The organism is Pseudomonas sp. Irchel s3a12, from assembly GCF_900187485.1.
GTDB classification, from domain to species: Bacteria; Pseudomonadota; Gammaproteobacteria; order Pseudomonadales; family Pseudomonadaceae; genus Aquipseudomonas; species Aquipseudomonas neuropathica.
Genome location: NZ_FYDN01000006.1, coordinates 137,379 through 161,891, shown reverse-complemented (window position 1 = coordinate 161,891; position 24,513 = coordinate 137,379). Strand labels below are relative to the sequence as shown.

At 59.7% G+C, this 24,513-nt stretch carries 20 protein-coding genes; 7 read left to right on the top strand and 13 right to left on the bottom strand.

Going from position 1 to position 24,513, the window contains the following annotated elements:
* Positions 1 to 23: 23 nt before the first annotated feature.
* From CKW14_RS12180 to mreB, 6 genes are all read right to left on the bottom strand, one after another.
* Positions 24 to 3,830 (bottom strand): YhdP family protein, encoded by a 3,807-nt coding sequence (locus tag CKW14_RS12180; RefSeq protein WP_095125395.1) that lies wholly within the window; start codon positions 3,828 to 3,830, stop codon positions 24 to 26.
* Between the two features lie 75 nt (positions 3,831 to 3,905).
* Entirely contained in the window at positions 3,906 to 5,363 is a 1,458-nt protein-coding gene (rng, locus tag CKW14_RS12175) for a ribonuclease G (RefSeq protein WP_007915369.1), read from the bottom strand.
* A gap of 58 nt (positions 5,364 to 5,421) precedes the next feature.
* Entirely contained in the window at positions 5,422 to 6,018 is a 597-nt protein-coding gene (locus tag CKW14_RS12170; protein WP_095049747.1) for a nucleoside triphosphate pyrophosphatase, read from the bottom strand.
* A 37-nt stretch (positions 6,019 to 6,055) separates the two neighbouring features.
* Entirely contained in the window at positions 6,056 to 6,547 is a 492-nt protein-coding gene (mreD, locus tag CKW14_RS12165; protein ID WP_034154468.1) for a rod shape-determining protein MreD, read from the bottom strand.
* Positions 6,547 to 7,659, bottom strand: a complete 1,113-nt coding sequence (gene mreC / locus CKW14_RS12160; RefSeq protein WP_095125394.1) for a rod shape-determining protein MreC — start codon at positions 7,657 to 7,659, stop codon at positions 6,547 to 6,549. The genes mreD and mreC overlap by 1 nt, the downstream gene beginning before the upstream one ends.
* 141 nt (positions 7,660 to 7,800) lie before the next feature.
* Entirely contained in the window at positions 7,801 to 8,838 is a 1,038-nt protein-coding gene (gene mreB, locus CKW14_RS12155; protein WP_002555108.1) for a rod shape-determining protein MreB, read from the bottom strand.
* A gap of 211 nt (positions 8,839 to 9,049) precedes the next feature.
* Between mreB and gatC the strand changes: the two genes are divergently transcribed.
* The 6 genes from gatC to CKW14_RS12125 all read left to right on the top strand — a co-directional run bounded on the left by gatC (position 9,050) and on the right by CKW14_RS12125 (position 14,264).
* Positions 9,050 to 9,337 carry an Asp-tRNA(Asn)/Glu-tRNA(Gln) amidotransferase subunit GatC gene (gene gatC / locus CKW14_RS12150; RefSeq protein WP_007901429.1) on the top strand — a complete coding sequence of 96 codons (288 nt, stop codon included), beginning with the start codon at positions 9,050 to 9,052 and terminating at the stop codon, positions 9,335 to 9,337.
* Positions 9,338 to 9,353: 16 nt separating this feature from the next.
* On the top strand, positions 9,354 to 10,805 hold the full coding sequence (gene gatA, locus CKW14_RS12145) for an Asp-tRNA(Asn)/Glu-tRNA(Gln) amidotransferase subunit GatA (RefSeq protein WP_095125393.1): 1,452 nt from the start codon (positions 9,354 to 9,356) through the stop codon (positions 10,803 to 10,805).
* A 10-nt stretch (positions 10,806 to 10,815) separates the two neighbouring features.
* Positions 10,816 to 12,261, top strand: a complete 1,446-nt coding sequence (gene gatB, locus CKW14_RS12140) for an Asp-tRNA(Asn)/Glu-tRNA(Gln) amidotransferase subunit GatB (protein ID WP_095125392.1) — start codon at positions 10,816 to 10,818, stop codon at positions 12,259 to 12,261.
* Positions 12,262 to 12,407: 146 nt separating this feature from the next.
* Positions 12,408 to 12,782, top strand: coding sequence for a septal ring lytic transglycosylase RlpA family protein (locus CKW14_RS12135; RefSeq protein ID WP_095112682.1), 375 nt, complete (start codon positions 12,408 to 12,410; stop codon positions 12,780 to 12,782).
* 46 nt (positions 12,783 to 12,828) lie between these two features.
* On the top strand, positions 12,829 to 13,890 hold the full coding sequence (locus tag CKW14_RS12130; protein WP_095049742.1) for a calcium/sodium antiporter: 1,062 nt from the start codon (positions 12,829 to 12,831) through the stop codon (positions 13,888 to 13,890).
* Complete coding sequence (locus CKW14_RS12125) at positions 13,887 to 14,264, top strand: carboxymuconolactone decarboxylase family protein (protein WP_007915345.1); 378 nt, start codon at positions 13,887 to 13,889, stop codon at positions 14,262 to 14,264. Before CKW14_RS12130 ends, CKW14_RS12125 begins: the two co-directional genes overlap by 4 nt.
* 84 nt (positions 14,265 to 14,348) lie before the next feature.
* Here the strand turns inward: CKW14_RS12125 and CKW14_RS12120 are convergent, their stop codons facing one another.
* The 5 genes from CKW14_RS12120 to kdgD form a co-directional block, all read right to left on the bottom strand.
* Positions 14,349 to 15,290, bottom strand: coding sequence for an AEC family transporter (locus CKW14_RS12120; RefSeq protein ID WP_016984178.1), 942 nt, complete (start codon positions 15,288 to 15,290; stop codon positions 14,349 to 14,351).
* 280 nt (positions 15,291 to 15,570) lie between these two features.
* Positions 15,571 to 17,124, bottom strand: a complete 1,554-nt coding sequence (gene garD, locus CKW14_RS12115; RefSeq protein ID WP_095125391.1) for a galactarate dehydratase — start codon at positions 17,122 to 17,124, stop codon at positions 15,571 to 15,573.
* A gap of 11 nt (positions 17,125 to 17,135) precedes the next feature.
* A complete protein-coding gene (locus CKW14_RS12110) occupies positions 17,136 to 18,497 on the bottom strand; it encodes an MFS transporter (RefSeq protein ID WP_095049741.1) in 1,362 nt (453 codons plus the stop codon).
* Positions 18,498 to 18,643: 146 nt separating this feature from the next.
* Positions 18,644 to 20,089: an aldehyde dehydrogenase family protein gene (locus CKW14_RS12105; protein WP_093435896.1), complete on the bottom strand. Its 1,446-nt coding sequence runs from the start codon at positions 20,087 to 20,089 to the stop codon at positions 18,644 to 18,646.
* A gap of 75 nt (positions 20,090 to 20,164) precedes the next feature.
* Positions 20,165 to 21,076 carry a 5-dehydro-4-deoxyglucarate dehydratase gene (gene kdgD, locus CKW14_RS12100; protein ID WP_093435890.1) on the bottom strand — a complete coding sequence of 304 codons (912 nt, stop codon included), beginning with the start codon at positions 21,074 to 21,076 and terminating at the stop codon, positions 20,165 to 20,167.
* A gap of 296 nt (positions 21,077 to 21,372) precedes the next feature.
* Between kdgD and CKW14_RS12095 the strand changes: the two genes are divergently transcribed.
* Positions 21,373 to 21,753, top strand: a complete 381-nt coding sequence (locus CKW14_RS12095; RefSeq protein WP_095049740.1) for a hypothetical protein — start codon at positions 21,373 to 21,375, stop codon at positions 21,751 to 21,753.
* Positions 21,754 to 21,757: 4 nt separating this feature from the next.
* Here CKW14_RS12095 and CKW14_RS12090 read toward each other — a convergent pair whose 3' ends face one another.
* Together CKW14_RS12090 and CKW14_RS12085 are read right to left on the bottom strand one after the other, a co-directional pair.
* Positions 21,758 to 22,507, bottom strand: coding sequence for a FadR/GntR family transcriptional regulator (locus CKW14_RS12090; RefSeq protein ID WP_176471284.1), 750 nt, complete (start codon positions 22,505 to 22,507; stop codon positions 21,758 to 21,760).
* A gap of 190 nt (positions 22,508 to 22,697) precedes the next feature.
* Positions 22,698 to 24,425, bottom strand: coding sequence for an ABC transporter ATP-binding protein/permease (locus CKW14_RS12085; protein WP_095125389.1), 1,728 nt, complete (start codon positions 24,423 to 24,425; stop codon positions 22,698 to 22,700).
* Positions 24,426 to 24,513 lie beyond the last annotated feature (88 nt).

Here is a 24,513-nt window from a genome sequence, read left to right as displayed (position 1 = left end):
CCATCGGTTCAGTGGCTGGCTGTTCAAAAAGGCTTGTCGAAGGTGATTTTCGGCTCTTTCCATGGGCCTTTGACGGTGTATTTCACACTGGCAAAGCGCGCCACACGGTCACCGATCAGTTTGTCGATCAGGAACAACGCGCCGCCGACCGCCGGTGCGCCAACGATCAACGCGGCAATCGGCAGGTTGTTGGTCACCGGCAAGGTCACCAGCAACTTGGCATCGACCTTGTCGCCGACCAGGTCCAGCGTACCGTCCAGCTCAAGGTTGCTCGAAGGACCGGTCAGGCGAATCGGCTCACGGGTGACATACACACCATTGTTCGCCACTAACAGGCCTTTGACCCGGTCGTAGCTCAAGCCTTTGCCGAACAGATCGGAGAAGTCCAGACGCAGACGCCGGCCGATGGAGTTGAAGTTAAGCAGGCCAAATACTCGCAACGCCTGCGCGCCGCCCTCTACTTCAACAAACTGACCTTTGTTCAACGACGCATCGAGCGTGCCGGAGAAGCGCTTGGTCGCCAGCCAGGCCGGCGAGCCCGGCCAACGGCCGTCGACGTCCATATGAAATTCTTCGCTGGTCACGCTCGGCGCAAAGCCCCAGCCCTTGAGCACATCGGCGAGGTTCTTGCCGCCAATCCGGCCCTTGAACCAGCTATTGGTCGCCCCGGGCGCACCTTCCCAGCCGCCATTGCCCTGCAACAGGATGCCTTTGAGGCCCATGTCGAGATTATTCAGGGCGATGCCCTTGGCGGTTGGTCGCACTTTCAAAGACCAGCCACCGACCAGATCCGGCCCCAGAAACAGTTGATTGATCGTGATATCTAGCGCCGGAATCTTCGTCGGATCCACCGAAACCAAAGGGTCCGGCGAATTCTCGTCAGCCTGCACCGTCGGGTCCGGCGCCGGCAGCTTCACGTATTGCAGATTGACCGCAATCGGCACGGCTTTGGCATCCGGCAGGTTCGCCGAGCCTTTGGCCTGCTGGCTATCGAGGGACAGATTCCACGCGCCCGGCTTGCGATTGACCTGAACCGACGCCTGATCCAGCGTGGTCCCGAATGCCGTGAGCTTACCGACCTTGAAATCAGCACTGTTGAGCAATTGCTTGGCGCTGCCGCCCGGATCCTGCCCGGCGTATTTGTTCACCAGATCCTGCCACGGCGCGACGTCCAGTTCCGAGAGCACGCCGCGAATCCGCAAGCCTTTGGCGCCCGGCAGCACCGCTTCGCCGGCACCGAGGAACAATTCACCCCGGCCCTCGGCAAAATTGCTCGGCGGTGCCGCGAAGGTGAAATTGGCCAGTTGGTCGTAGTTGAACCAATAACGCCGCTCCTGCCCCTGCAAGGTCATGCGGAACACGGTATCGCGTCCGACATCTGCCGCCATACCGAACGGTGCCGGCAGATCCACCGCCACACCCTTCATGCTGGAGCTGACCATCAACTGGCTGTCGGCGCCGTCCAGATTCAATTGCAACTGATAAGGAATGGTTCCGAAGACCGGCAGTGGTTGTGTCACGCCCAGCCAGTCGGTGAGTTTCTTGACCTCAACCTGCCCGGATGCCGCCACCCGAGTCCTGAGTTTGCCAGGGCTGCCATCGGCGAAAATCTGCGCCGTGACCGGTTTGTCGAAGGCGCGCGCGGCGATGTTCTGCCCGCTGAGTCCTTTGGCGCTGTCGAAGCGGAAATCGCCTTTGAGTTGCGTCAGCTCCAGCTTTGGCTCGGCGAGTTTCAGGCGCGCATTGGCGGTTTTGAAGTCGACCAGAATCTTCGGCAGATCGCCGCCCTTGTCCAGCGGGATGTCCAGTTTGAGCTTGCCTTGCAGATCCCCCGCCCCTTCCCATCCGGCAAAGGTTTCACCGGTGCCGATCGGTGCGTCCTGAAGAATTTTCAGACCATCACCGAGGCCGCCGGCAAACCCGCCATCGAGATACATGTGCGTATGTTGTCCGGCCGGCACATGGGGAATATTGACGAAGACATCGCTGACCTGAGTGTCGAGCAACTGGCCCTTGTCAGCCCAGATCCGCACGCCACTGTCTTCGATGAACACGTCGCCACTGACCTTGCTCACGTGCGGCCAGCCTGGCTGGAAGGCCAGTTCAGCGTCGTGCACCTTAAAGAACAGGCTGATGCTGCGGTCGGCCTCCCCGGCATTTTTGCTCAGCGATCCCTGATACTGGAAGAAACCCTGGTCGACCGCACCTTTGAGAATGGCCGTACGCAGCCACTCGTCGAGTGCTGGACTAAGCACTTCGGGGAGATATTTGGCGGTATAACGACCGTCGCCATCGACCAGACCGACCCGCAGGTCCATGTAGTCTTCCTGGCTATGGTCGAAATGCAGGCGTATGAGGAAATCGCCGGCAATCTTGCCCTCCTCGCCAAGCACCTTCAGGTACGGAGCGATCAGGGTGAAGCCGTCTTTGTCGAGCTTCCAGGTCAGGCGTGCATTGGCCTGAATGTACTGCCATGGCTTAGCGAAAATCGGGTCGAGGTGCAGGACAAAATCCTTGCTGTCCATGCGCAACTCGCCACCGTCGAGGTTGCCGCTGAGGCTACCGCTGACGTTTCGAGCCGCCGGAGCGCCGTGATAGGCGTCGAAACCGACATTGTCCAGATTGGTGGCGAAACTGAACTTATTGCCATCGGTGGCATTGGGGCGGAAATCCAGCAGCACGTTACGCAGGCCACCGGTGACTTTCAGATGATCGACAGCCGTAGCGAAACCTTGCGGCAACGGCCCCAACGCATTGAGCAACGGGGTGATCGGAGTCAGATCCAGACGATCCGCTTGCAAGTGCCAGAGCTCGTCCACCTTGTCGGTCGCGCGCGTCTGCTTCAGTTGTACATGCGACTCCCAACGGCTTTCGCCGAAACTCATCGCCAGTGCATCGAGGGTAACGGTCGCGCCCTCGGCACTGTTCTCGTAGTAGGCGTTAAGCGCCAGATTATTGATCTGGATCGGCTTGCGATCGGCATAGGCGCCGGTCAGTTGCGGAGCATTCAAGCGTAACGCAGCACTCTGCAGCGTGCCCTTGGCCCAATTGACCCAGAGTTCGCCGCCGGCTTTGATCTCGGAAAAATTCCATTGTTGGGTAAGACGCTCTGGCAGCCATTTCGACCAGTCGCTTTGCGGCAGGCTGGCGTAACCGTCCACCACACTGTCCTTCAATTGCTCGGGGCGAATCCGCGTGCGCAGGCTCAGTGCAACGGGCTGGCCATCCGGCAAGGTCAAACGCGCATCGAGCCGTTGACGGCTGGCGCCGGTTTTCAGATTAAGGCCGACATAAGTTAGGGTCAGCGGCGCGTGATCCAGCGGTTGCAGGGTCACCTGACTGTCGAGCACCGACAGTTGCTGAATCATTTGCGAGCGATTGAACAGTTGCTGCGGGTCGAGCGGTTGATCGTTCTGCACCGGCAAGCCTTCCAGCGCCCAACTGCCGTCCTCGGCTTCCTTGAGGCTGATTTTCAGGCCGTTGAGTTCAAGGTGGGCAATGCGCACTTCGCGCGCCAGCAGGCTGGCCCACAGATCCGGTACCGCCCGTACCCGATCCAGACGCAACGCATTGGCGCCAGCGCCGACCATCACATCATGGGCCAGCAGGATCGGCGCAAAACCGCTCCAGTTGCCTTCAAGTTCGCCGATCTGCAACGGCATGCCGAGGGCGGCACTGGCCTTGTCTTCGATGTCGGCGCGATATTCGGCCACCAACGGGGTCAGCTCACGACCGAGACTGACGTACAACGCCATCAACACCAGAACCAACGCGCACAGGCCCAGCCCCCAGCGGGTGAATGTGGCCAAAATGCGTGTCAGACGCTCCATGTCAGTTGGCTCCCATGGCAAAAATACTGCGAAAAGCTGAGGCCAGCCGCGGTGGAATAAAAGTGACGCAGGGGATCAGAGCAGCACCACGTCATATTGTTCCTGGGAATACATGGTTTCCACCTGGAAGCGTATGGTGCGACCGATAAACCCTTCAAGCTCGGCGACGTTACCGGATTCTTCGTCAAGCAAGCGATCCACCACTTTCTGGTTCGCCAACACACGATAACCCTCAGCCTGATAGGCCCGGGCCTCGCGGAGAATCTCGCGGAAAATCTCGTAACAGATGGTTTCTGCAGTCTTCAGTTTTCCGCGCCCCTGACAGCTGCTGCACGGTTCGCACAGCACCTGCTCCAGACTTTCCCGAGTACGCTTGCGCGTCATCTGCACCAGGCCCAATTCGGTGATGCCGATGATGTTGGTCTTGGCGTGATCTCGTTCCAGTTGTTTTTCCAGCGTGCGCAACACTTGGCGTTGATGCTCTTCATCTTCCATGTCGATGAAGTCGATGATGATGATCCCGCCCAGGTTGCGCAGGCGCATTTGCCGGGCAATCGCGGTGGCCGCTTCGAGATTGGTCTTGAAGATGGTTTCTTCGAGGTTGCGATGGCCGACGAAAGCCCCGGTGTTCACATCGATGGTGGTCATGGCTTCCGCCGGATCCACCACCAGATAGCCACCGGATTTCAGCGGCACCTTGCGTTCGAGGGCTTTTTGGATTTCGTCTTCGACGCCATAGAGGTCGAAAATCGGTCGTTCACCCGGGTAGTGTTCCAGACGATCGGCGATTTCCGGCATCAGTTCGGCGACGAACTGCGTGGTTTTCTGGAAGGTTTCCCGGGAATCGATGCGAATCTTCTCGATTTTCGGGTTAACCAGATCGCGCAATGTACGCAGCGCCAAGCCGAGGTCTTCGTAAATCACACTTGGCGCGGCAATGGTTTTGATCTGTTCGTTGATCTGATCCCACAGACGTCGCAGGTAACGGATGTCCATGAGGATTTCATCGGCGCCAGCGCCTTCGGCGGCGGTGCGCAGAATGAAACCACCGGCCTCCTTGATGCCTTCCTTGGCCACGCAATCACTGACCACCTGCTTGAGGCGTTCGCGTTCGGCTTCGTCTTCGATTTTCAAAGAGATGCCGACGTGGGCGGTGCGTGGCATGTACACCAGATAACGCGAAGGTATCGACAGCTGCGTGGTCAAGCGCGCGCCTTTGGAACCGATCGGGTCCTTGGTGACTTGCACCACCAGGCTTTGACCTTCGTGCACCAGCGCGCTGATACTTTCGACCGCAGGACCTTCACGTAGAGAGATTTCGGCGGCGTGAATGAATGCCGCGCGGTCCAGGCCGATGTCGACAAACGCTGCCTGCATACCCGGCAGCACGCGGACGATCTTGCCTTTATAGATGTTGCCGACAATCCCGCGCTTTTGTGTGCGCTCAACGTGGACTTCTTGCAGCACACCGTTTTCGACCACCGCCACGCGCGACTCCATCGGCGTGATGTTGATCAGAATCTCTTCACTCATGGCAGGATCTCGTTCAGGCATGTTCACGATAATGGCCGCATCTGGATGGGTACGACGCTTATGGCGCGTTCAGGTTTTGCCAACAGGGTATGCCGAAATGGCCTAACAGTTCTGCGGTTTCGCAAACAGGCAACCCGACCACCGCCGAGTAACTGCCATTGAGGCCCGCGACAAACACCGCGCCGAGTCCCTGAATGCCATAACCACCGGCCTTGTCCCGTGGCTCGCCACTGGCCCAGTAAGCGGCCGCTTCCTCAATGCTGATCGCGCGAAACCGCACCAGACTGCGCACCACCCGCGACTCGCAGCGCTCGTCTTCAAGCACGGCGATGGCGGTCAGCACTTCATGCTCCTTGCCGGACAACATCATCAGCATGGCGCATGCATCGGCTTCGTCCACCGGTTTGCCCAGAATTTTGCCGTCCAGCACCACGGCAGTATCGGCACCCAGCACGCAGAATGGCTGAGTGGACACGACCGTGTGGCGTCCGGCCTCGGCTTTGCCGCGCGCCAAGCGTTCGACATAGGCCGAGGGCAATTCTTCGGGTGATGGGGTTTCGTCGATATCCGCACTGATGGCGGAGAACGGAACGCCGATCTGCGTGAGCAATTCACGGCGACGCGGCGATCCGGAGGCGAGGTAAAGCGGCTTCATCAAAACATCTCCCTGTTCAGTGCCCAACTTCACCGGCTCAATTGATTTTGTAGCGTCGGCGCAATCCGCGTAGGGCAAAGCTGACCCAAGGCCAGAGCAAGGCGCTGACCAGCGCCGGAAGTACCAGCGCCAGGGTTGGTTGACGGTTACCGGTCAAGGCACTGAGCCACAATTGCACCAGTTGCGCGAGGCCGAAAATCACCAGAATTACCAGGCATTGCTGCCACATCGGGAACATCCGCAGGCGTTGTTGCAATGACAATACGAGGAAGGTGATCAGGGTCAGGATCAGCGCATTCTGACCGAGCAGATCGCCCTGCAGCACGTCTTCGGCCAGGCCCAGGCAAAACGCCGTGACCATGCCCACCGTGTGCGGCATATACAAAGCCCAGAATGTCAGGAGCAAAGCCAGCCAAAGCGGGCGCAGGATCTCCATGAAAATCGGCAATGGCGACACGCTCAGGAGTATGCCGACAACAAACGTCAGCCAGACAATCCAGCCGTTACGCGATGCGGTAGCCCCGACCATTATTCTTGTCTCCCGGTTGTCGCTGGTGCATTGACGGGCGGTTTGGCCGCAGGTCGCGCAGCCGGCTGGGCAGCTGGAGGTTTGGCCGCCGCTGGCGGTTTGCTTACCGCGGGCTTGGCCGGTGTGGCGCTAGCGGCGGCGGTCGGTGCGGCAGGCGTCGCGGGCGTCGCAGTGGCTGCGGCAGGCGGGGTCACGGTTTTCGGTACAGTGGCCGGAATAATCGGGCCGCCGCCAAAAGCATCAAGATTTTCCTGCGCTTGCGCCGCATCGTTGGCACGCTCTTCGGCGGTGCGGTTGTCGCTGAACACCAGCAACATGTAGCGGCTGCGGTTCAGCGCGGCGGTCGGTACGGCGCGAACGATGGCGAACGGCTGACCGGAATCGTGGATCACTTCCTTCACCGTCGCGACCGGATAGCCTGCCGGGAAACGCTGACCAAGGCCGGAGCTGACCAGCAGATCGCCTTCCTTGATATCGGCCGTGTCGGCGACGTGGCGCAACTCCAGGCGCTCAGGGTTGCCGGTGCCGCTGGCAATGGCCCGCAGCCCGTTGCGATTGACCTGTACCGGAATGCTGTGTGTGCTGTCAGTGAGCAGCAAGACACGCGAGGTGTAAGGCATCAACTCGACCACCTGGCCCATCAGACCGCGCGCATCGAGCACCGGCTGACCGAGCACCACACCGTCACGCTCACCTTTATTGATGATGATGCGATGGGTGAACGGGTTGGGGTCCATGCCGATCAACTCGGCCACTTCGACCTTTTCGTTGACCAGTGCAGAGGAATTGAGCAACTCGCGCAACCGAACGTTCTGCTCGGTGAGGGCGGCAAGCTTTTGCATGCGCCCCTGCAGCAGCAGGTTTTCGGTTTTGAGTTTTTCGTTTTCGGCGACAAGCTCGGTGCGGCTGCCGAACTGGCTGGCGACACCTTCCCACAAGCGACCCGGCAGGTCGGTGATCCAGTAGGCATCCATCAGCACCAGCGACGCTTGCTTGCGCGCAGGCTTGAGCAGGTCAAAGCGGGCATCGACCACCATCAGCGCGATCGATAGCACGGCCAGCACCAACAGGCGCACGCCCAACGAAGGGCCCTTGGCGAAAAGCGGTTTAATAAGCCGCTCCTCCCAGGCAAATGTTCTGTTTATTCATACGGCATCAAACCGGCCTGGATGAAGACTGACAGAAGATAAACGCCAACAGGCAGCACTGCAAAGTGCTGCCTGCGCGCTCACCCACGTATTGCACTCGGCGACTTATTCGCTCGAGAGCAGGTCCATGGTGTGCTTATCCATCATTTCCAATGCACGGCCACCGCCGCGAGCCACACAGGTCAGCGGATCTTCGGCAACGATCACTGGCAGACCGGTTTCCTGGGCCAGCAACTTGTCGAGGTCACGCAGCAGCGCGCCACCACCGGTCAGCACCAGGCCACGCTCGGCGATGTCGGAAGCCAGTTCCGGCGGCGATTGCTCCAGGGCACTTTTCACAGCCTGAACGATGGTTGCCAGGGACTCTTGCAGAGCTTCCAGCACTTCGTTGGAGTTCAGGGTGAATGCGCGTGGAACGCCTTCGGCCAGGTTGCGACCGCGAACGTCGACTTCGCGAACTTCGCCGCCCGGGTAGGCCGTGCCGATTTCCTGTTTGATGCGCTCAGCGGTGGATTCACCGATCAGGCTGCCGTAGTTACGACGCACGTAAGTGATGATCGCTTCGTCGAAGCGGTCGCCGCCAACGCGGACGGATTCGGCATAGACCACACCGTTCAGGGAGATCAGCGCGATTTCAGTGGTACCACCACCGATATCCACGACCATCGAGCCGCGCGCTTCTTCGACCGGCAGGCCGGCACCGATCGCAGCCGCCATTGGCTCTTCAATCAGGAACACTTCACGGGCACCGGCACCGAGGGCCGATTCACGGATGGCGCGACGCTCAACCTGGGTGGATTTGCATGGAACGCAGATCAGCACACGAGGGCTAGGCTGCAGAAAGCTGTTTTCATGAACCTTGTTAATAAAGTATTGCAGCATCTTTTCGCAGACGCTGAAGTCGGCGATCACGCCGTCTTTCATCGGACGAATGGCCGCAATGTTGCCCGGCGTACGGCCGAGCATGCGCTTGGCTTCGGTGCCGACAGCAACGACACTTTTCTGGTTACCGTGTGTCCGAATGGCCACAACCGATGGCTCATTCAGGACGATACCGCGCTCGCGCACGTAAATAAGGGTGTTGGCAGTGCCCAGGTCAATGGAAAGATCGCTGGAAAACATGCCACGCAGTTTCTTGAACATGGGAAAGGGACCCTAGGCAACGCGTGGGTAAAAAAGTGCGGCAAACTCTAACAACGACAGGGATTTTGGGCAAGGCGCCAATATGTTAAATTGGCCGCTTTTCTGTGCACCAAGCCCCACAATCGCGGCCTTATGACCGTAGAAGTGCGGTAGTGTTCCGACAATCTAACACACGGACGCCGTCCGTTCTGTTTTCCACAGGAGAATCCCGATGGCGCTAGAACGCTCCGACGTGGAAAAAATCGCTCATCTGGCCTGCCTTGGCCTTAATGATGCCGATCTTCCACACATTACTTCCGCCCTCAACAGCATTCTCGGTCTGGTCGACGAAATGCAGGCTGTTAATACCGACGGAATCGAGCCTCTGGCCCACCCGCTGGAAGCCAGTCAGCGCCTGCGCGCCGACGTTGTGACCGAGACCAATCACCGCGAGGCCTACCAATCCATCGCACCAGCGGTCGAAAACGGCCTGTATCTGGTTCCGAAAGTCATCGACTAAAGGGAAAGAGCCTGCAATGCATCAAATGACTCTGGCCGAGATCGCCCGCGGTCTCGCCGATAAAAAGTTTTCCTCCGAAGAGCTGACCAAAGTCCTGCTGGCGCGCATCACCCAGCTCGATCCGCAGCTCAACAGTTTCATCAGCCTCACCGAAGAGCTGGCGCTCGAGCAGGCGAAAGCCGCCGATGCACGCCGGGCCAACGGTGAGATCGGCGCCCTGCTCGGCGCGCCGATCGCTCACAAAGACCTGTTCTGCACCCAGGGCATTCGCACCAGCTGTGGCTCGAAGATGCTCGACAACTTCAAGGCTCCGTACGACGCCACCGTGGTTGCAAAACTGGCGGCTGCCGGCGCTGTGACCCTGGGCAAGACCAACATGGACGAATTCGCCATGGGTTCGGCCAACGAGTCGAGCTGGTACGGCGCGGTGAAAAACCCGTGGAACCTGGAACACGTGCCGGGCGGTTCGTCCGGCGGTTCGGCGGCGGCAGTAGCCGCTCGTCTGTTGCCTGCGGCCACGGCCACCGACACCGGCGGCTCGATCCGTCAGCCAGCTGCGTTCACCAACCTCACCGGCCTGAAACCGACCTACGGTCGTGTTTCGCGCTGGGGCATGATTGCTTACGCCTCCAGCCTTGATCAGGGCGGCCCGTTGGCGCGCACCGCCGAAGACTGCGCGATTTTGTTGCAAGGTATGGCCGGCTTCGATCAGAACGACTCCACCAGCATCGATGAGCCGGTGCCGGATTACTCCGCAAGCCTCGGCGACTCGCTGCAAGGCCTGCGCATCGGCGTGCCGAAGGAATACTTCAGCGCCGGTCTCGACCCGCGCATCGCCGAGCTGATCCAGAACAGCATCAAAGAGCTGCAGAAGCTCGGTGCGGTGATCAAGGAAATCAGCCTGCCGAACATGCAGCACGCGATCCCTGCGTACTACGTGATCGCCCCGGCAGAAGCGTCTTCGAACCTGTCGCGTTTCGACGGCGTGCGTTTCGGCCATCGCTGCGAGCAACCGAAAGACCTGATCGACCTGTACAAGCGCTCCCGTGGCGAAGGCTTCGGCGCGGAAGTGCAGCGCCGGATCATGGTCGGTGCCTACGCGCTGTCCGCCGGTTACTACGACGCCTACTACCTGAAAGCGCAGAAGATCCGTCGCCTGGTGAAGAACGATTTCATGGCTGCCTTTAATGAGGTCGACATCATCCTCGGCCCAACCACGCCGAACCCGGCCTGGAAACTCGGCGCCAAGAACAGCGACCCGGTCGCTGCCTATCTGGAAGACGTCTACACCATCACCGCCAACCTCGCGGGCCTGCCGGGCCTGTCGATGCCGGCCGGTTTTGTCGACGGTCTGCCGGTGGGCGTGCAGTTGCTCGCGCCGTATTTCCAGGAAGGTCGCCTGTTGAACGTTGCCCACCAGTATCAGCTCAACACTGACTGGCACACCCGCACCCCAACCGGCTTCTGAGGAGACACACATGCAATGGGAAGTCGTGATCGGGCTGGAGATTCACACTCAGCTCACTACCCGGTCGAAAATCTTTTCCGGTAGTTCCACCACATTCGGTTCCGAGCCGAACACTCAGGCCAGCCTGATCGACCTGGGTATGCCCGGCGTTCTGCCGGTGCTGAACCAGGAAGCGGTGCGCATGGCGGTGATGTTCGGTCTGGCGATTGACGCCGAGATCGGTCAGCACAACGTGTTCGCGCGCAAGAACTACTTCTACCCGGACCTGCCGAAGGGCTACCAGATCAGCCAGATGGAGTTGCCGATCGTCGGCAAGGGCCACCTGGACATCGCCCTGGAAGACGGCACGGTCAAACGTGTCGGCATCACCCGCGCGCACCTGGAAGAAGACGCCGGCAAGAGCCTGCACGAAGAGTTCAACGGTGCCACCGGCATCGACCTGAACCGTGCCGGCACACCGCTGCTGGAAATCGTGTCCGAGCCGGACATGCGCAGCGCCAAGGAAGCCGTGGCTTACGTCAAGGCGATCCACGCGCTGGTACGTTATCTGGGTATCTGCGACGGCAACATGGCCGAAGGCTCGCTGCGTTGCGACTGCAACGTGTCGATCCGTCCGAAAGGCCAGGTTGAGTTCGGCACGCGCTGCGAGATCAAGAACGTCAACTCGTTCCGCTTCATCGAGAAGGCGATCAACTCCGAGATCCAGCGTCAGATCGAGCTGATCGAAGACGGCGGCAAAGTGATCCAGCAGACCCGTCTGTACGATCCGAACAAGGACGAGACCCGTCCGATGCGTTCGAAAGAGGAAGCCAACGACTACCGTTACTTCCCCGATCCGGACCTGCTGCCGGTGGTCATCGAAGAGTCGTTCCTCGGCGAGGTGCGCGCCACCCTGCCGGAACTGCCACCGCAAAAACGCGAGCGCTTCCAGAGCCAGTTCGGTCTGTCGGCGTACGACGCCAACGTGCTGGCCACCAGCCGTGAGCAAGCGGACTACTTCGAGAAAGTCGCAGCCATCGGCGGCGACGCCAAACTGGCGGCGAACTGGGTAATGGTCGAGTTGGGCAGCCTGCTCAACAAGCAAGGCCTGGACATCGACGAGTCGCCGGTTTCCGCTGAACTGCTGGGCGGCATGCTGCTGCGCATCAAGGACAACACCATCTCCGGCAAGATTGCCAAGGTTGTGTTCGAAGCGATGGCCAACGGTGAAGGCAGCGCAGACGAGATCATCGAAAAACGTGGCCTGAAGCAGGTTACCGACAGCGGCGCGATCTCGGCCGTGCTCGACGAAATGCTCGCGGCCAACGCCGAGCAAGTTGAACAATACCGTGCGGCTGATGAAGCCAAACGCGGCAAGATGTTCGGCTTCTTTGTCGGTCAGGCGATGAAAGCGTCGAAAGGCAAAGCCAACCCGCAGCAAGTGAACGAACTGCTGAAAAGCAAGCTCGAAGGCTGATTCTGGCCCCGCGCTCGGGGATCGTTCCCACGCTCTGCGTGGGAATGCCGCCCCGGACGCTCCGCGTCCATTTGCGGTGTGACGCAGAGCGTCACGGGATGCATTCCCACGCTGGAGCGTGGGAACGATCACTTTGGAGTATCTGAATGAAACGTCTGCTCGGCGCCTGCGCCCTGCTCTCCTTGCTGGCCGGTTGCGCCAGCACCGACATTATCGACCCGCACGGTTACGACCAGACCGGCGTCGCCTCTTATTACGGTGCCAAGCACCACGGTAAACGCACCGCCAGTGGCGAGCCGTTCAACCAGAATTCCCTGACCGCCGCCCACCGCCAGCTACCCTTCGGCACACGGGTGAAGGTCACCAACCTGAAAAACGATGAATCCGTCGTGGTCCGCATCAATGACCGCGGCCCGCACACCCGTGGACGCCTGATCGACGTGTCCCGCGAGGCCGCCGAACAACTCGGCATGCTGCGCAGCGGCACCGCGCGGGTTCGCGTGCAGGCTCTCGACGACTGATGGAGCGCTGACCATTTTCGGATTAGCCGATTTACCCCTGATCAGCGTGATCGAACTGCTCGCCGGCCTGTGCCTGCTGATCTTCGGCGCCGAACTTATGGTGCGCGCGGCGGTGCGCCTGGCAGCACGCCTGCATGTGCGACCGCTGATCATCGGCCTGACCATCGTCGCCCTCGGCAGCAGCGCACCGCAAATGGCCGTCAGCCTGCAAGCGGCGCTGGCGCATAACCCGGACATCGCCGTAGGCAGTGTGGTCGGCAGCAGCATCTTCAATATCCTTGTCACCCTAGGGCTTTCCGCGCTGATCATTCCTCTGCGCGTCTCGCGGCAACTGGTGCGCCTGGATATTCCGCTGATGATCGGTGCCAGCCTGCTGGTATTCGTGCTGGCATGGAATGAAGAGATCGGGCGCTTCGACGGCATCCTGTTGTTGGCGGCTTTGGCGTTGTATCTCGGTTTACTGCTGCGCCAGTCACGGCATTCGACGCGACCGCATTCGGAACATCCTGAAACGGCGCAAGCCTCGTGGTTCAGCAGCCTGTTAATGATCGTTATCGGTCTGGCGATGCTGGTGTTTGCCGGGCATCTGCTGCTGGGCGCCGCGGTTGTGGTAGCTACTGATCTTGGATTCTCCGAGCGCGTCATCGGCCTGACCGTGGTGGCCGTCGGCACGTCGCTGCCGGAACTGGCTACGTCATTGATCGCAGCCTTGCGCGGACAACGCGACATCGCCGTCGGCAACGTGATCGGCGCCAACCTGTTCAACCTGCTCGGGGTGCTCGGCCTGACCGCATTGATCGCACCGACGCCGCTGTCGGTGTCGCCGAACGCACTGGATTTCGACTTGCCGGTGATGCTCGGCGTTGCCGCACTGTGCCTGCCGGTGTTCTATTCCGGCTACCGCGTGACGCGCGCCGAAGGTTTGCTGTTGCTCGGTTTGTACCTGGCGTACGGGCTGCACGTGGTGTCGTTTACCACCGGCATGCCGCTGGCCGGCAAGCTTGAGCGGCTGATGCTGTTTTATGTCTTGCCGACGCTGTTGACGTTCCTGCTGTTCACGTCGATCCGCGCCTGGCGCCGCCAACACCACAAGAGTGATAAACCATGACCGAATCGAAGAAGTCCGGGGTTGAAGTCCGCCGCCAGGTAATGGGCGATGCGTTTGTTGATCGCGCGCTGGGCAACGCCACCGAGTTCACCCAGCCGTTGCAGGATTTCGTCAATGAACATGCCTGGGGTGGCGTGTGGAATCGTGAAGGTTTGCCGCTGAAAACCCGCAGTTTGATCACCCTCGCCGCGCTGACCGCATTGAAGTGCCCGCAAGAGTTGAAAGGTCATGTGCGCGGCGCGCTGAACAACGGCTGCACGGTGGACGAGATCCGTGAGGCGTTGCTGCATTGCGCAGTGTATGCCGGCGTGCCGGCGGCGATCGATGCGTTTCGGGCAGCGCAGGAAGTGATCGACAGTTACGAGAAAAGCTAAAAGATCGCAGCCTTCGGCAGCTCCTACATGGAAATGCGGTCTCCTGTAGGAGCTGCCGCAGGCTGCGATCTTTTGATCTTGCCTTTATATCCACCCACCCCACTGCAAAACGAAGATCCCGACGTTGGTGGTAATCGCCGCCATCAACGTGGTCATTACGATAATCGCCGCCGCCAGTTCATGATTGCCCTGCGCCGCCCGCGCCATGACGAAACTTGCCGCCGCCGTCGGGCTACCGAAATACAGAAACAGAATCCCCAACTCCGCCCCACGAAAGCCCCACAACCACGCCCCCAGGGTCGCCAGCACTGGCAAACCAACCATCTTCACCAGACTCGAACTCAGCGCCATGTTGCCGCTCTTGCGCAGCGCCGCCAGCGACAGAGTGCCGCCAATGCAGATCAGCGCCAATGGCAAGGTGGTCTGCGCCAGATACTGGCCGGAAGTTTCCAGCCAGCCCGGCAAACCGATCTTGAAATAGGCAAACGGTGCTGCCGCAATCACGCTGATGATCAACGGATTGCTGAACACGCTTTTGCAGATGCTCCACGGATCGGATTTGATCACCGGGCTGTATACCGCGAGCACGATGGTCGACAGCGTGTTGTAAAACAGGATCACCAGCGCCGCGAGAATCGCCCCGAGGGAAATCCCGTAATCGCCGTACATGCTCGCCGCCAGCGCCAGACCGATCACGCCGTTATTGCCGCGAAACGCGCCCTGGGTGTAGATGCCGCGATCTTCGCGCGGGCATTTGAAAATCGCCCAGCCCCAGGCCAGGGCAAAACTCACCAGCGTGGCGAGGGAAAAGTAGATCAGCAGGGACGGTTGCAACGCGGCGTGCAGGTCGGCATGCAGAATGCCGAGGAACAGCAGCGCCGGCATGGTGACGTTGAACACCAGCGACGAGGCCGTGTGGATGAAGTTGTCGTTGATCCAGTCGATGCGCTTGAGCAGCACACCGAGAAACAGCATGGCAAAAACCGGCGCGGTGATGTTCAGGGTTTCGAGAAAGATTGCCAGCATGCCGGGGAGCCTTGGGTGAGCGTCGTTAGGGGGCTAATGATAAGCCAAAAGCTTGAAAAGCCCCTCACCCTAACCCTCTCCCCGAGGGAGAGGGGACTGACCGAGGTGTTTTGCGGCATACATCGACCTGCAAGACCGAGTCGATTATGGATTCGGCAAAGCACTTTCAGGTCGATGTACTTCTTAAATATTCCCGGATCGGCCCCCTCTCCCCCCGGGAGAGGGATGGGCGGGCGGCGTTCCGATGAGGGTAGCTTTTACTCCCCCCTTCAAAAAACCATCAGGTAATCGGCGCCGGATTGAACAACGTAATGTCGTTATGCAGCTTGTGCTTCTCCGCCCATGTCTGCTGTTTGCCGCTCGCCACATCCAGGTAATAGTGGAACAGCTCCCAACCCAACTCCTCGATGGTCGCCCGCCCGGTAGCAATCCGCCCGGCGTCGATATCGATCAGATCCGGCCAGCGCTGCGCCAACTCCGTACGCGTCGAGACCTTCACCACTGGCGCCATCGCCAAACCATACGGCGTACCCCGCCCGGTGGTGAACACATGCAGGTTCATCCCCGCCGCCAACTGCAACGTCCCGCAAACAAAATCACTCGCTGGGGTCGCACAGAAAATCAAACCCTTCTGCTTGAAGCGCTCGCCAGGGCCAAGCACGCCATTGATTGCGCTGCTGCCGGACTTGACGATCGAACCCAGCGACTTCTCGACAATGTTCGACAGCCCGCCCTTCTTGTTGCCTGGCGTGGTGTTGGCGCTGCGATCCGCTTCGCCCTTGGCCAGGTAACGGTCGTACCAGTCCATCTCGCGCACCAGCTCCTCGGCAACGGTTTTGCTTTCGGCGCGTGAAGTCAGCAGGTAAATCGCATCGCGCACTTCGGTGACTTCGGAAAACATCACCGTCGCCCCCGCCCGCAACAGCAAATCCGAGGCGTAGCCCAGCGCCGGGTTGGCGGTGATGCCGGAAAACGCATCGCTGCCGCCGCACTGCATGCCGAGGATCAACTCGGACGCTGGCACGGTTTCGCGGCGGCGCTGGTCGAGTTTCTTCAAACGGACTTCGGCCAGCGCCATGATCTGCTCGATCATCTCGGTGAAACCGTGACTGGAATCCTGCAAGCGATACAGCCACGGATCGCTGAGATCCACCGAAGCATCGTCCTCGTGCATGACCTGCCCGGCCTGCAATTTCTCGCAGCCCAGACTGATCACCAGCGCTTCACCACCGAGGTTCGGGTTGCGCGCCAGATTGCGCACGGTACGAATCGGGATGTAGGCGTCGGTGGCGGTAATCGCCACGCCGCAGCCATAGCTATGAGTCAGCGCCACCACATCATCGACGTGCGGATACTTCGGCAGCAGCTCTTCCTTGATGCGTTTTACCGCGTGATCAAGCACGCCGGTGACGCACTGCACGGTCGTAGTGATGCCGAGAATGTTGCGCGTGCCGACGGTGCCGTCGGCGTTGCGATAACCCTCGAACGTGAAACCTTCCAGCGGTGCCTGCGCGTCCGGCACCTCGGTGGACAGCGGCAAGCTGTCCAGCGGCGGCGCGGTCGGCATGCGCAGTTGATCTTCCTTGACCCAACTGCCTCGGCGAATCGGCTGCAACGCGTAGCCAATCACCTGACCGTAGCGAATCACCTGGCCGCCCTCGGGAATGTCTTCAAGGGTGACCTTGTGGCTCTGCGGCACAAATTCCCGCGTCACCAGGCCATCGGCAAATTCAGTGCCGGCCGGAGCGCCCTGGTCGTTGACCACGACCACCACATTGTCCCGCTCGTGCAGGCGGATGTGGCGCGGCGAGTCGGAATGTTCAATCAACTGCATGACGCCGCTCCTCAGGAATGCGCTTGAGACAATTTACCGGTGGCTTCAGTACCGCCATTGGTTGGCGGCTCTTTGAGGACCACACGTTTGATCGGGCCAACGATGACCAGATAGCTGAACACCGCGACCAGTGCGTTGGCACCGACAAACACCAGCGCCCATTTGAACGAGCCAGTGGAGCTGATGATGTAGCCAATCACGATCGGCGTGGTGATCGATGCAATGTTGCCGAAGGTGTTGAACAGGCCTCCACTCAGGCCGGCGATCTGTTTTGGCGAAGTGTCGGAAACCACTGCCCAGCCGAGTGCACCAACGCCTTTGCCGAAGAAGGCCAAAGCCATGAAGCCAACGACCATCCATTCCACTTCAACATAGTTGCAGGCAACGATGCTGCTGGAAACCAGCAGGCCGGCAATGATCGGCGCTTTGCGCGCGAAGGTCAGCGAGTGGCCCTTGCGCAGCAGATAGTCGGAAATCACCCCGCCGAGTACGCCGCCGATAAAGCCGCAGATTGCCGGTAACGAGGCAATGAAACCGGCCTTGAGAATGGTCATGCCACGCTCTTGCACCAGATACACCGGGAACCAGGTCAGGAAGAAATAGGTGATGCCGTTGATGCAGTACTGGCCCAGATACACGCCGAGCATCATGCGATTGGTCAGTAACTGACGGATGTAATCCCACTTCGGACCGTCGGACTTTTTGCCCTTTTGGTCCATATCGACCATGCCGCCGTTTTCAGCGATGTGTTTGAACTCGGCTTCGTTGATACGCGGGTGTTCACGCGGGCTGTAGATCACTTTCAGCCAGACCAGCGAGAAGATGATCCCGAGAATCCCCATAACGATGAACACGTGCTCCCAGCCAAAGGAGTAAACGATCCAGCCCATCAGCGGTGCGAACAACACGGTGGCAAAGTATTGCGCCGAGTTGAAGATCGCCGAAGCGGTACCGCGTTCAGCGGTCGGGAACCACGCGGCGACGATGCGCGCGTTGCCGGGGAACGAAGGCGCTTCAGCCAGGCCCACGAGGAAGCGCAGCATGAACAGCGCAACGATGGCGGTGGACATGCCGAACTCACCGACAAAGCCTTGCAGCACGGTGAACAGCGACCAAGTGAAAATGCTCAGGGCATAGACTTTTTTCGAGCCGAAGCGATCGAGCAGCCAGCCGCCGGGAATTTGCCCGGCCACATAGGCCCAACCGAATGCGGAGAAGATATAGCCGAGGGTGACCGCGTCAATGCCCAGATCTTTTTGCAGGCTGGAGCCGGCGATGGCGATCGTGGCGCGGTCGGCGTAGTTGATCGTGGTCACCAGAAACAGCATGAGCAGGATCAAATAGCGGACGTGAGTCGGCTTGGACGATTGCATGTAGATGTACTCCCACTGATTATTTTTATGCGCGGGTGAATCTTCTTTGGTCTTGCATCTATTCCCTGTAGGAGCTGCCGAAGGCTGCGATCTTTTGATCTTAAAAGATCGCAGCCTTCGGCAACTCCTACAGGGGTATTGCCTTATCAGGAACCGATGTAGCTGGTCTTCACGACCGTGTAGAACTCTTGCGCATAGCGGCCTTGCTCACGTGATCCATAGGATGAACCTTTACGGCCGCCGAACGGAACGTGGTAATCGACGCCAGCGGTCGGCAGGTTGACCATCACCATCCCGGCTTGCGAATGACGTTTGAAGTGGTTGGCGTACTTCAGCGAGGTGGTCGCAATACCCGCCGACAGACCGAACTCGGTGTCGTTGGCCATCGCCAGCGCCGCGTCGTAATCGGCCACGCGAACAATGTTGGCCACCGGGCCAAAGATTTCTTCGCGGCTGATGCGCATCGACGCTTCACTGTCGGCAAACAGGGTTGGCGCGAGGAAGTAGCCTTCGGTGTCGCAGGTCACCAAGCCACCGCCGCTGACCAGACGCGCACCTTCGGACTGGCCGATATCGATGTACTTCATGTCCTGTTCCAGCTGCGCTTGCGAAACCACTGGGCCGATATCAGTGCCGGATTTCAGCGCGTGGCCGACCTTGATCGACTTCATGCGCTCGGCCATGGCTTCGACGAATTTGTCGTGGATCCCGGCAGTCACGATCAAGCGGCTCGACGCGGTGCAACGCTGGCCGGTGGAGTAGAACGCGCTCTGCACCGACAGCTCGACCGCTTGTTTGAGGTCGGCGTCATCGAGAATGATCTGCGGGTTCTTGCCGCCCATTTCCAGCTGAACCTTGGCCTGGCGCGACACGCAGTTGACCGCGATCTGACGACCCACACCCACCGAACCGGTGAAGCTGATGCCGTCGACTTTCGGGCTCTGCACCAACGCATCGCCAACCACGCGACCGCTGCCCATCACCAGGTTGAACACGCCAGCCGGGAAGCCGGCGCGGGAGATGATTTCCGCCAGTGCCCAGGCGCAGCCCGGAACCAGATCGGCGGGTTTCAATACCACGCAGTTGCCGTAGGCCAGGGCCGGGGCGATTTTCCACGCAGGAATCGCGATCGGGAAGTTCCACGGGGTGATCAGACCGACCACGCCCAGCGCTTCGCGAGTCACTTCTACATTGACGCCCGGACGCACCGAAGGCACGTAGTCGCCGGACAAGCGCAGGCATTCACCGGCGAAGAATTTGAAGATGTTGCCGGCGCGGGTCACTTCACCGATGGCTTCGGGCAGGGTCTTGCCCTCTTCCCGGGCCAGCAGGGTGCCGAGCTCTTCGCGACGGGCGAGAATTTCGCTGCCGACTTTATCCAGCGAATCGTGACGGGCCTGAATGCCCGAAGTCGAGTACGCCGGGAACGCGGCGCGGGCGGCGTCGATGGCGGCGTGAACCTGAGTCAGATCAGCCTTGGCGTAGTCGCCGATGGTGTCGCTCAGTTCCGAAGGGTTGATGTTGGCCGAGTAGTCGGCACCGGCAACCCATTCACCGTTGATGTAGTTGTCGTAGCGTTTTGCAGTTGTCACAGGGGCAGCCCTCACATCTCAAAGCCTTCACGCAAAAAGCCGCTGATTGCTCAGCGGCCTCGCTTTTATCGGGTGTTACTGCGCACCTTGCTTGTCGATCAGCGCGGCGAGCATTTCGTACTCTTCGCCGGTCAGATCGGTCAGCGGCGCCCGCACCGGGCCTGCGTCATAGCCGGCGATTTTCGCGCCTGCCTTGACGATGCTCACGGCGTAACCGGCCTTGCGGTTGCGGATGTCGAGGTAAGGCAGGAAGAAGTCGTCGATGATCTTACCGACAGTGGCGTGATCTTCACGGGCGATCGCGTGGTAGAAGTCCATCGCGGTTTTCGGGATGAAGTTGAACACCGCCGAGGAGTAAACCGGCACGCCCAGCGCCTTGTAGGCAGCGGCGTAGACTTCGGCGGTCGGCAGACCACCCAAGTAGCTGAAGCGATCACCGAGGCGGCGACGGATCGACACCATCAACTCGATATCGCCCAAGCCATCCTTGTAACCGATCAGGTTCGGGCAGCGCTCGGCCAGACGTTCCAGCAGCGGCGCGTTGAGGCGGCAAACGTTGCGGTTGTAGACGACCACGCCGATGTTGACCGATTTACACACGGCTTCAACGTGAGCGGCAACGCCGTCCTGGCTGGCTTCGGTCAGGTAGTGCGGCAGCAGCAACAAGCCTTTGGCGCCCAGACGCTCGGCTTCCTGAGCGTATTCGATGGCCTGGCGAGTCGAACCGCCGACGCCGGCCAGAATCGGCACGCTGGTTTCGCAGGTGTCGACGGCAGTCTTGATGATTTCCGAGTATTCGCTGGCGGCCAGGGAGAAGAACTCACCGGTGCCGCCGGCGGCGAACAAGGCTGAAGCGCCATACGGAGCCAGCCATTCCAGGCGTTTGATGTAGCCCGCGCGGTTGAAATCACCCTGCGCGTTGAAATCGGTCACCGGGAAAGACAGCAGGCCGGCAGAGAGGATGGACTTCAGTTCTTGTGGATTCATTATTCGAACACCCTGGTAGCAACGTTTTTTGTGATTGGTCCGTTCAGCCTTCGCTGAAGTTGTAGGTCATCGTACAACTTAAAAGATAACCGTCAACTGCATTTCATCGTTGGGGGTGTTTTTTTGTCGGACAAAAGTGTTTAAGCCAAATGGCGAATCAGCGTAAAGGCCCGTTTTTACTGGGCTACATTGCAGAAATGTCTGGTCAAGATTCGTTTACTGAGCGCAGCTACCACGCCGGGTAAGGTGCGACGACTGCCACGAAGGATCGTGGCGGACCACCGAAGGAAACCGAAATGTCCACGAATTACGCTGCCCCGACCCTTTCGCAAATCGCCGCTTCGTCCTCCGACATCCTCACGCTTCAGCTATCGACACTGCCCGATGTGTTGACCGCACTCGTCCCGGATTCCAGCGACTTCCCGGCGAACTGGAGCGTTTACCCGATTCTCGGCGACGACCCGGAAACGCCCCTGTGGGCAGGCGAAGAAGTGGATACCGGCACCTGGGACGATGCCGAAGACGAGATGGAGAAACTAATGGGGATCGAATTGCAGATCCCCAAAGAGGCACTGCGTCCGTACCTGAACACGGATGTCGAATTGCGCTACAAGTTTGTCGATGAGTCGAGTATGGAGCCGTTTTCGCAGGTGTTGATGTTGCGGATCGAGGCCTGACGGCTTAACCCCGCTGCGCCTGCGCCTCTTCATGAGCCTGGCGCAGTCTTTCACGGCTGTTGGTCAGGTGCAGACGCATCGCCGCACGCGCCGCATCGGAATCCTGACGGGCAATCGCGTCGTAGATTTCTTCGTGCTCACGGCTCAGGCGACTCATGTAGTGCTGTTGGTCATCGTGGGCCAGTCGTGCCGAATTCAGCCGCGTACGCGGAATGATGCTGGTGCCCAGGTGGGTCATGATGTCGGTGAAGTAACGGTTGCCGGTGGACAGCGCGATTTCCAGATGGAAGGCAAAGTCCGAAGCAACAGCATCACTGGCATGGGCAGCGCTTTCGTTGAGCGCATCAAGGGCGGCACGCATGGTCGCCAGTTGCTCGGCGCTGCGACGTTGCGCGGCAAGGCCGGCAGATTCCACTTCAAGGCTGATGCGCAATTCGAGAATCGCCAGAACATCACGCAGGGTAACGACGGTGGCCGGGTCGATGCGGAAACCACTCGGGCTTGGCGTGTCGAGCACGAAAGTGCCGATGCCGTGGCGGGTTTCCACTTGCCCTGCAGCCTGCAAACGCGAGATCGCCTCGCGCACCACGGTGCGGCTGACGCCATGGGCTTCCATGATCGCCGACTCGGTAGGCAGTTTGTCACCGCGCTTGAGCAGGCCCTCGCGGATCTGCTCGCTCAGCACCGTCACCAGTTCCTGGGCCAGGCTGCGGCGCTTGCGCGGGAGACGCGGGGTGTCGATCAGGTTTTCCATGGTGTGCATCTTGTCTCGAAAATTCGGCTTGTGGGCATGATAGCTCAAGCGGGTTGTACGATCACTTTCCGGTTTACATCGCTTTATGTAGGAGTGAGCCTGCTCGCGATGACGTCCGCACATTCAGCATCAATGTGACTGACCCAACGCTATCGCGAGCAGGCTCACTCCTACAGGGGGTTAGCGGTGATCAGGCGGTCACGGTCTGTTCAACCAAATGGCCGCTGTCGATCCGCACGTGCCGTGGATGGAAGCGTTTCAAGCTGCTGCGATGGCCAACGCTGACAATACTCAGCCCCGGCAACTGATCGATCAGCGCCTGATACAGCGTCGCTTCATCCTCTTCATCCATCGCCGAAGTCGCCTCATCCATGTACAGCCACTGCGGTGCATAAAGCAACGCACGGGCGAAAGCCAGTCGTTGCTGCTCACCCGGCGAGAGCATGCGTTGCCAGTGATTGGCCTCGTCCAGTCGCCCAATCAGATGCGGCAAGCGGCAGGTTTCCAGCACTTGTGCATAACGCTCCGGCGCGTAACTGTCGCCCGGCTGTGGATAACTCAACGCCTCGCGCAGAGTGCCGATCGGCAGATACGGTTTCTGCGGCAGGAACAGATACCGCGCCGCCGGCAAACGAATGTTGCCGTGCCCCGCCGGCCACAAATGCCCCATCGCCCGCAGCAGCGTCGACTTGCCGCTGCCGGAACGGCCGCTGAGCATCACCCGCTCACCGGGTTCCACAGTCATATCGGCATTGGTCAACAGATGGCGACCATCGGCCAGATCCAGACCGAGGTTGTGCACCTTCAATTCGCTGCCCTGATTCTGCACATCGATGGCCGGGGTGCGTTCTTCGTTGTTGCTCATCGCATTGCGGAAACTCAGCAACCGGTCACACGTAGCGCGCCACTCTGCCAGTCCCTGATAAGCACTGATGAACCAGCTGAAGTTCTCTTGCACATTGCCGAAGGCCGAGTTGATTTGCATCAGCTCACCGAGTTCGATTTTGCCGCTGAAGTACCGTGGGGCAGCCACCATGAACGGAAAAATGATCGCGATCTGCTCATAACCCGAGGTAAAAAACGTCAGCCGCTTGGACACTCGCATGATGTCCCAGAAATTGTGCCAGACCAGCCCGAAACGGTTACTCAGGCGCCGGTTTTCATTCGGTTCGCCGTTGTACAAGGCGATACTCTCTGCATTCTCGCGAACCCGCACCATCGAGAAACGCAGGTCGGCTTCAAAACGTTGCTGGTTGTTGTTCAAACCGATCAGACGCCTGCCAATCAAATGCGTCAGCCAACTACCAATCACCGCGTACACCAATGCACACCAGAACATGTAACCGGGAACAGTGAAACCGAACACCTCAATGCTTCCGGAAACGCCCCACAGGATGATCGAGAACGACACCAGACTGACGACTGTGCGGATCAGACCCAAGCCAAGGGCCAGTGTGTTGGCCGTGAATTTATTTAGGTCTTCGGAGATCCGCTGGTCCGGGTTATCGGTATAGCCACCCTGCTCCAGCTGGTAGTAGTTCTTGTGCTCCAGCCACCGGGTGAAATGCTTTTCGGTGAGCCAGGCACGCCAGCGGATGGTCAGCATTTGCGTCAGATACTGGCGATACACGGAGCCGAGAATCGCCACCGCCGCGATACCGCAGAAATACAGGATCAACTGCCAGAAGGCCGCCTCGTCCTTCTTCTGCAAGGCGTTGTAAAAATCCTTGTACCAACTGTTGAGCCACACCGCGATCCATACGCTGAACAGCGTAAGCGCGATCACGGCAATCAGCAGCGTCCAGGCCTTGCCCTTCTCTTCGCTGCGCCAGTAAGGCGTGATCATCGCCCAAACCTTGCGAAAAAACTGCCCGCGCACAGCATCGTTGACCGCGGAATATTCAGCGTTCTGATTCATGGATAAGGCTCGAAATAGGAAAGAACAGACACGCACCGATCATAGATGATCGGTGCGTTTTATCGCGAGGGCTGGCGATAGTCGTTCA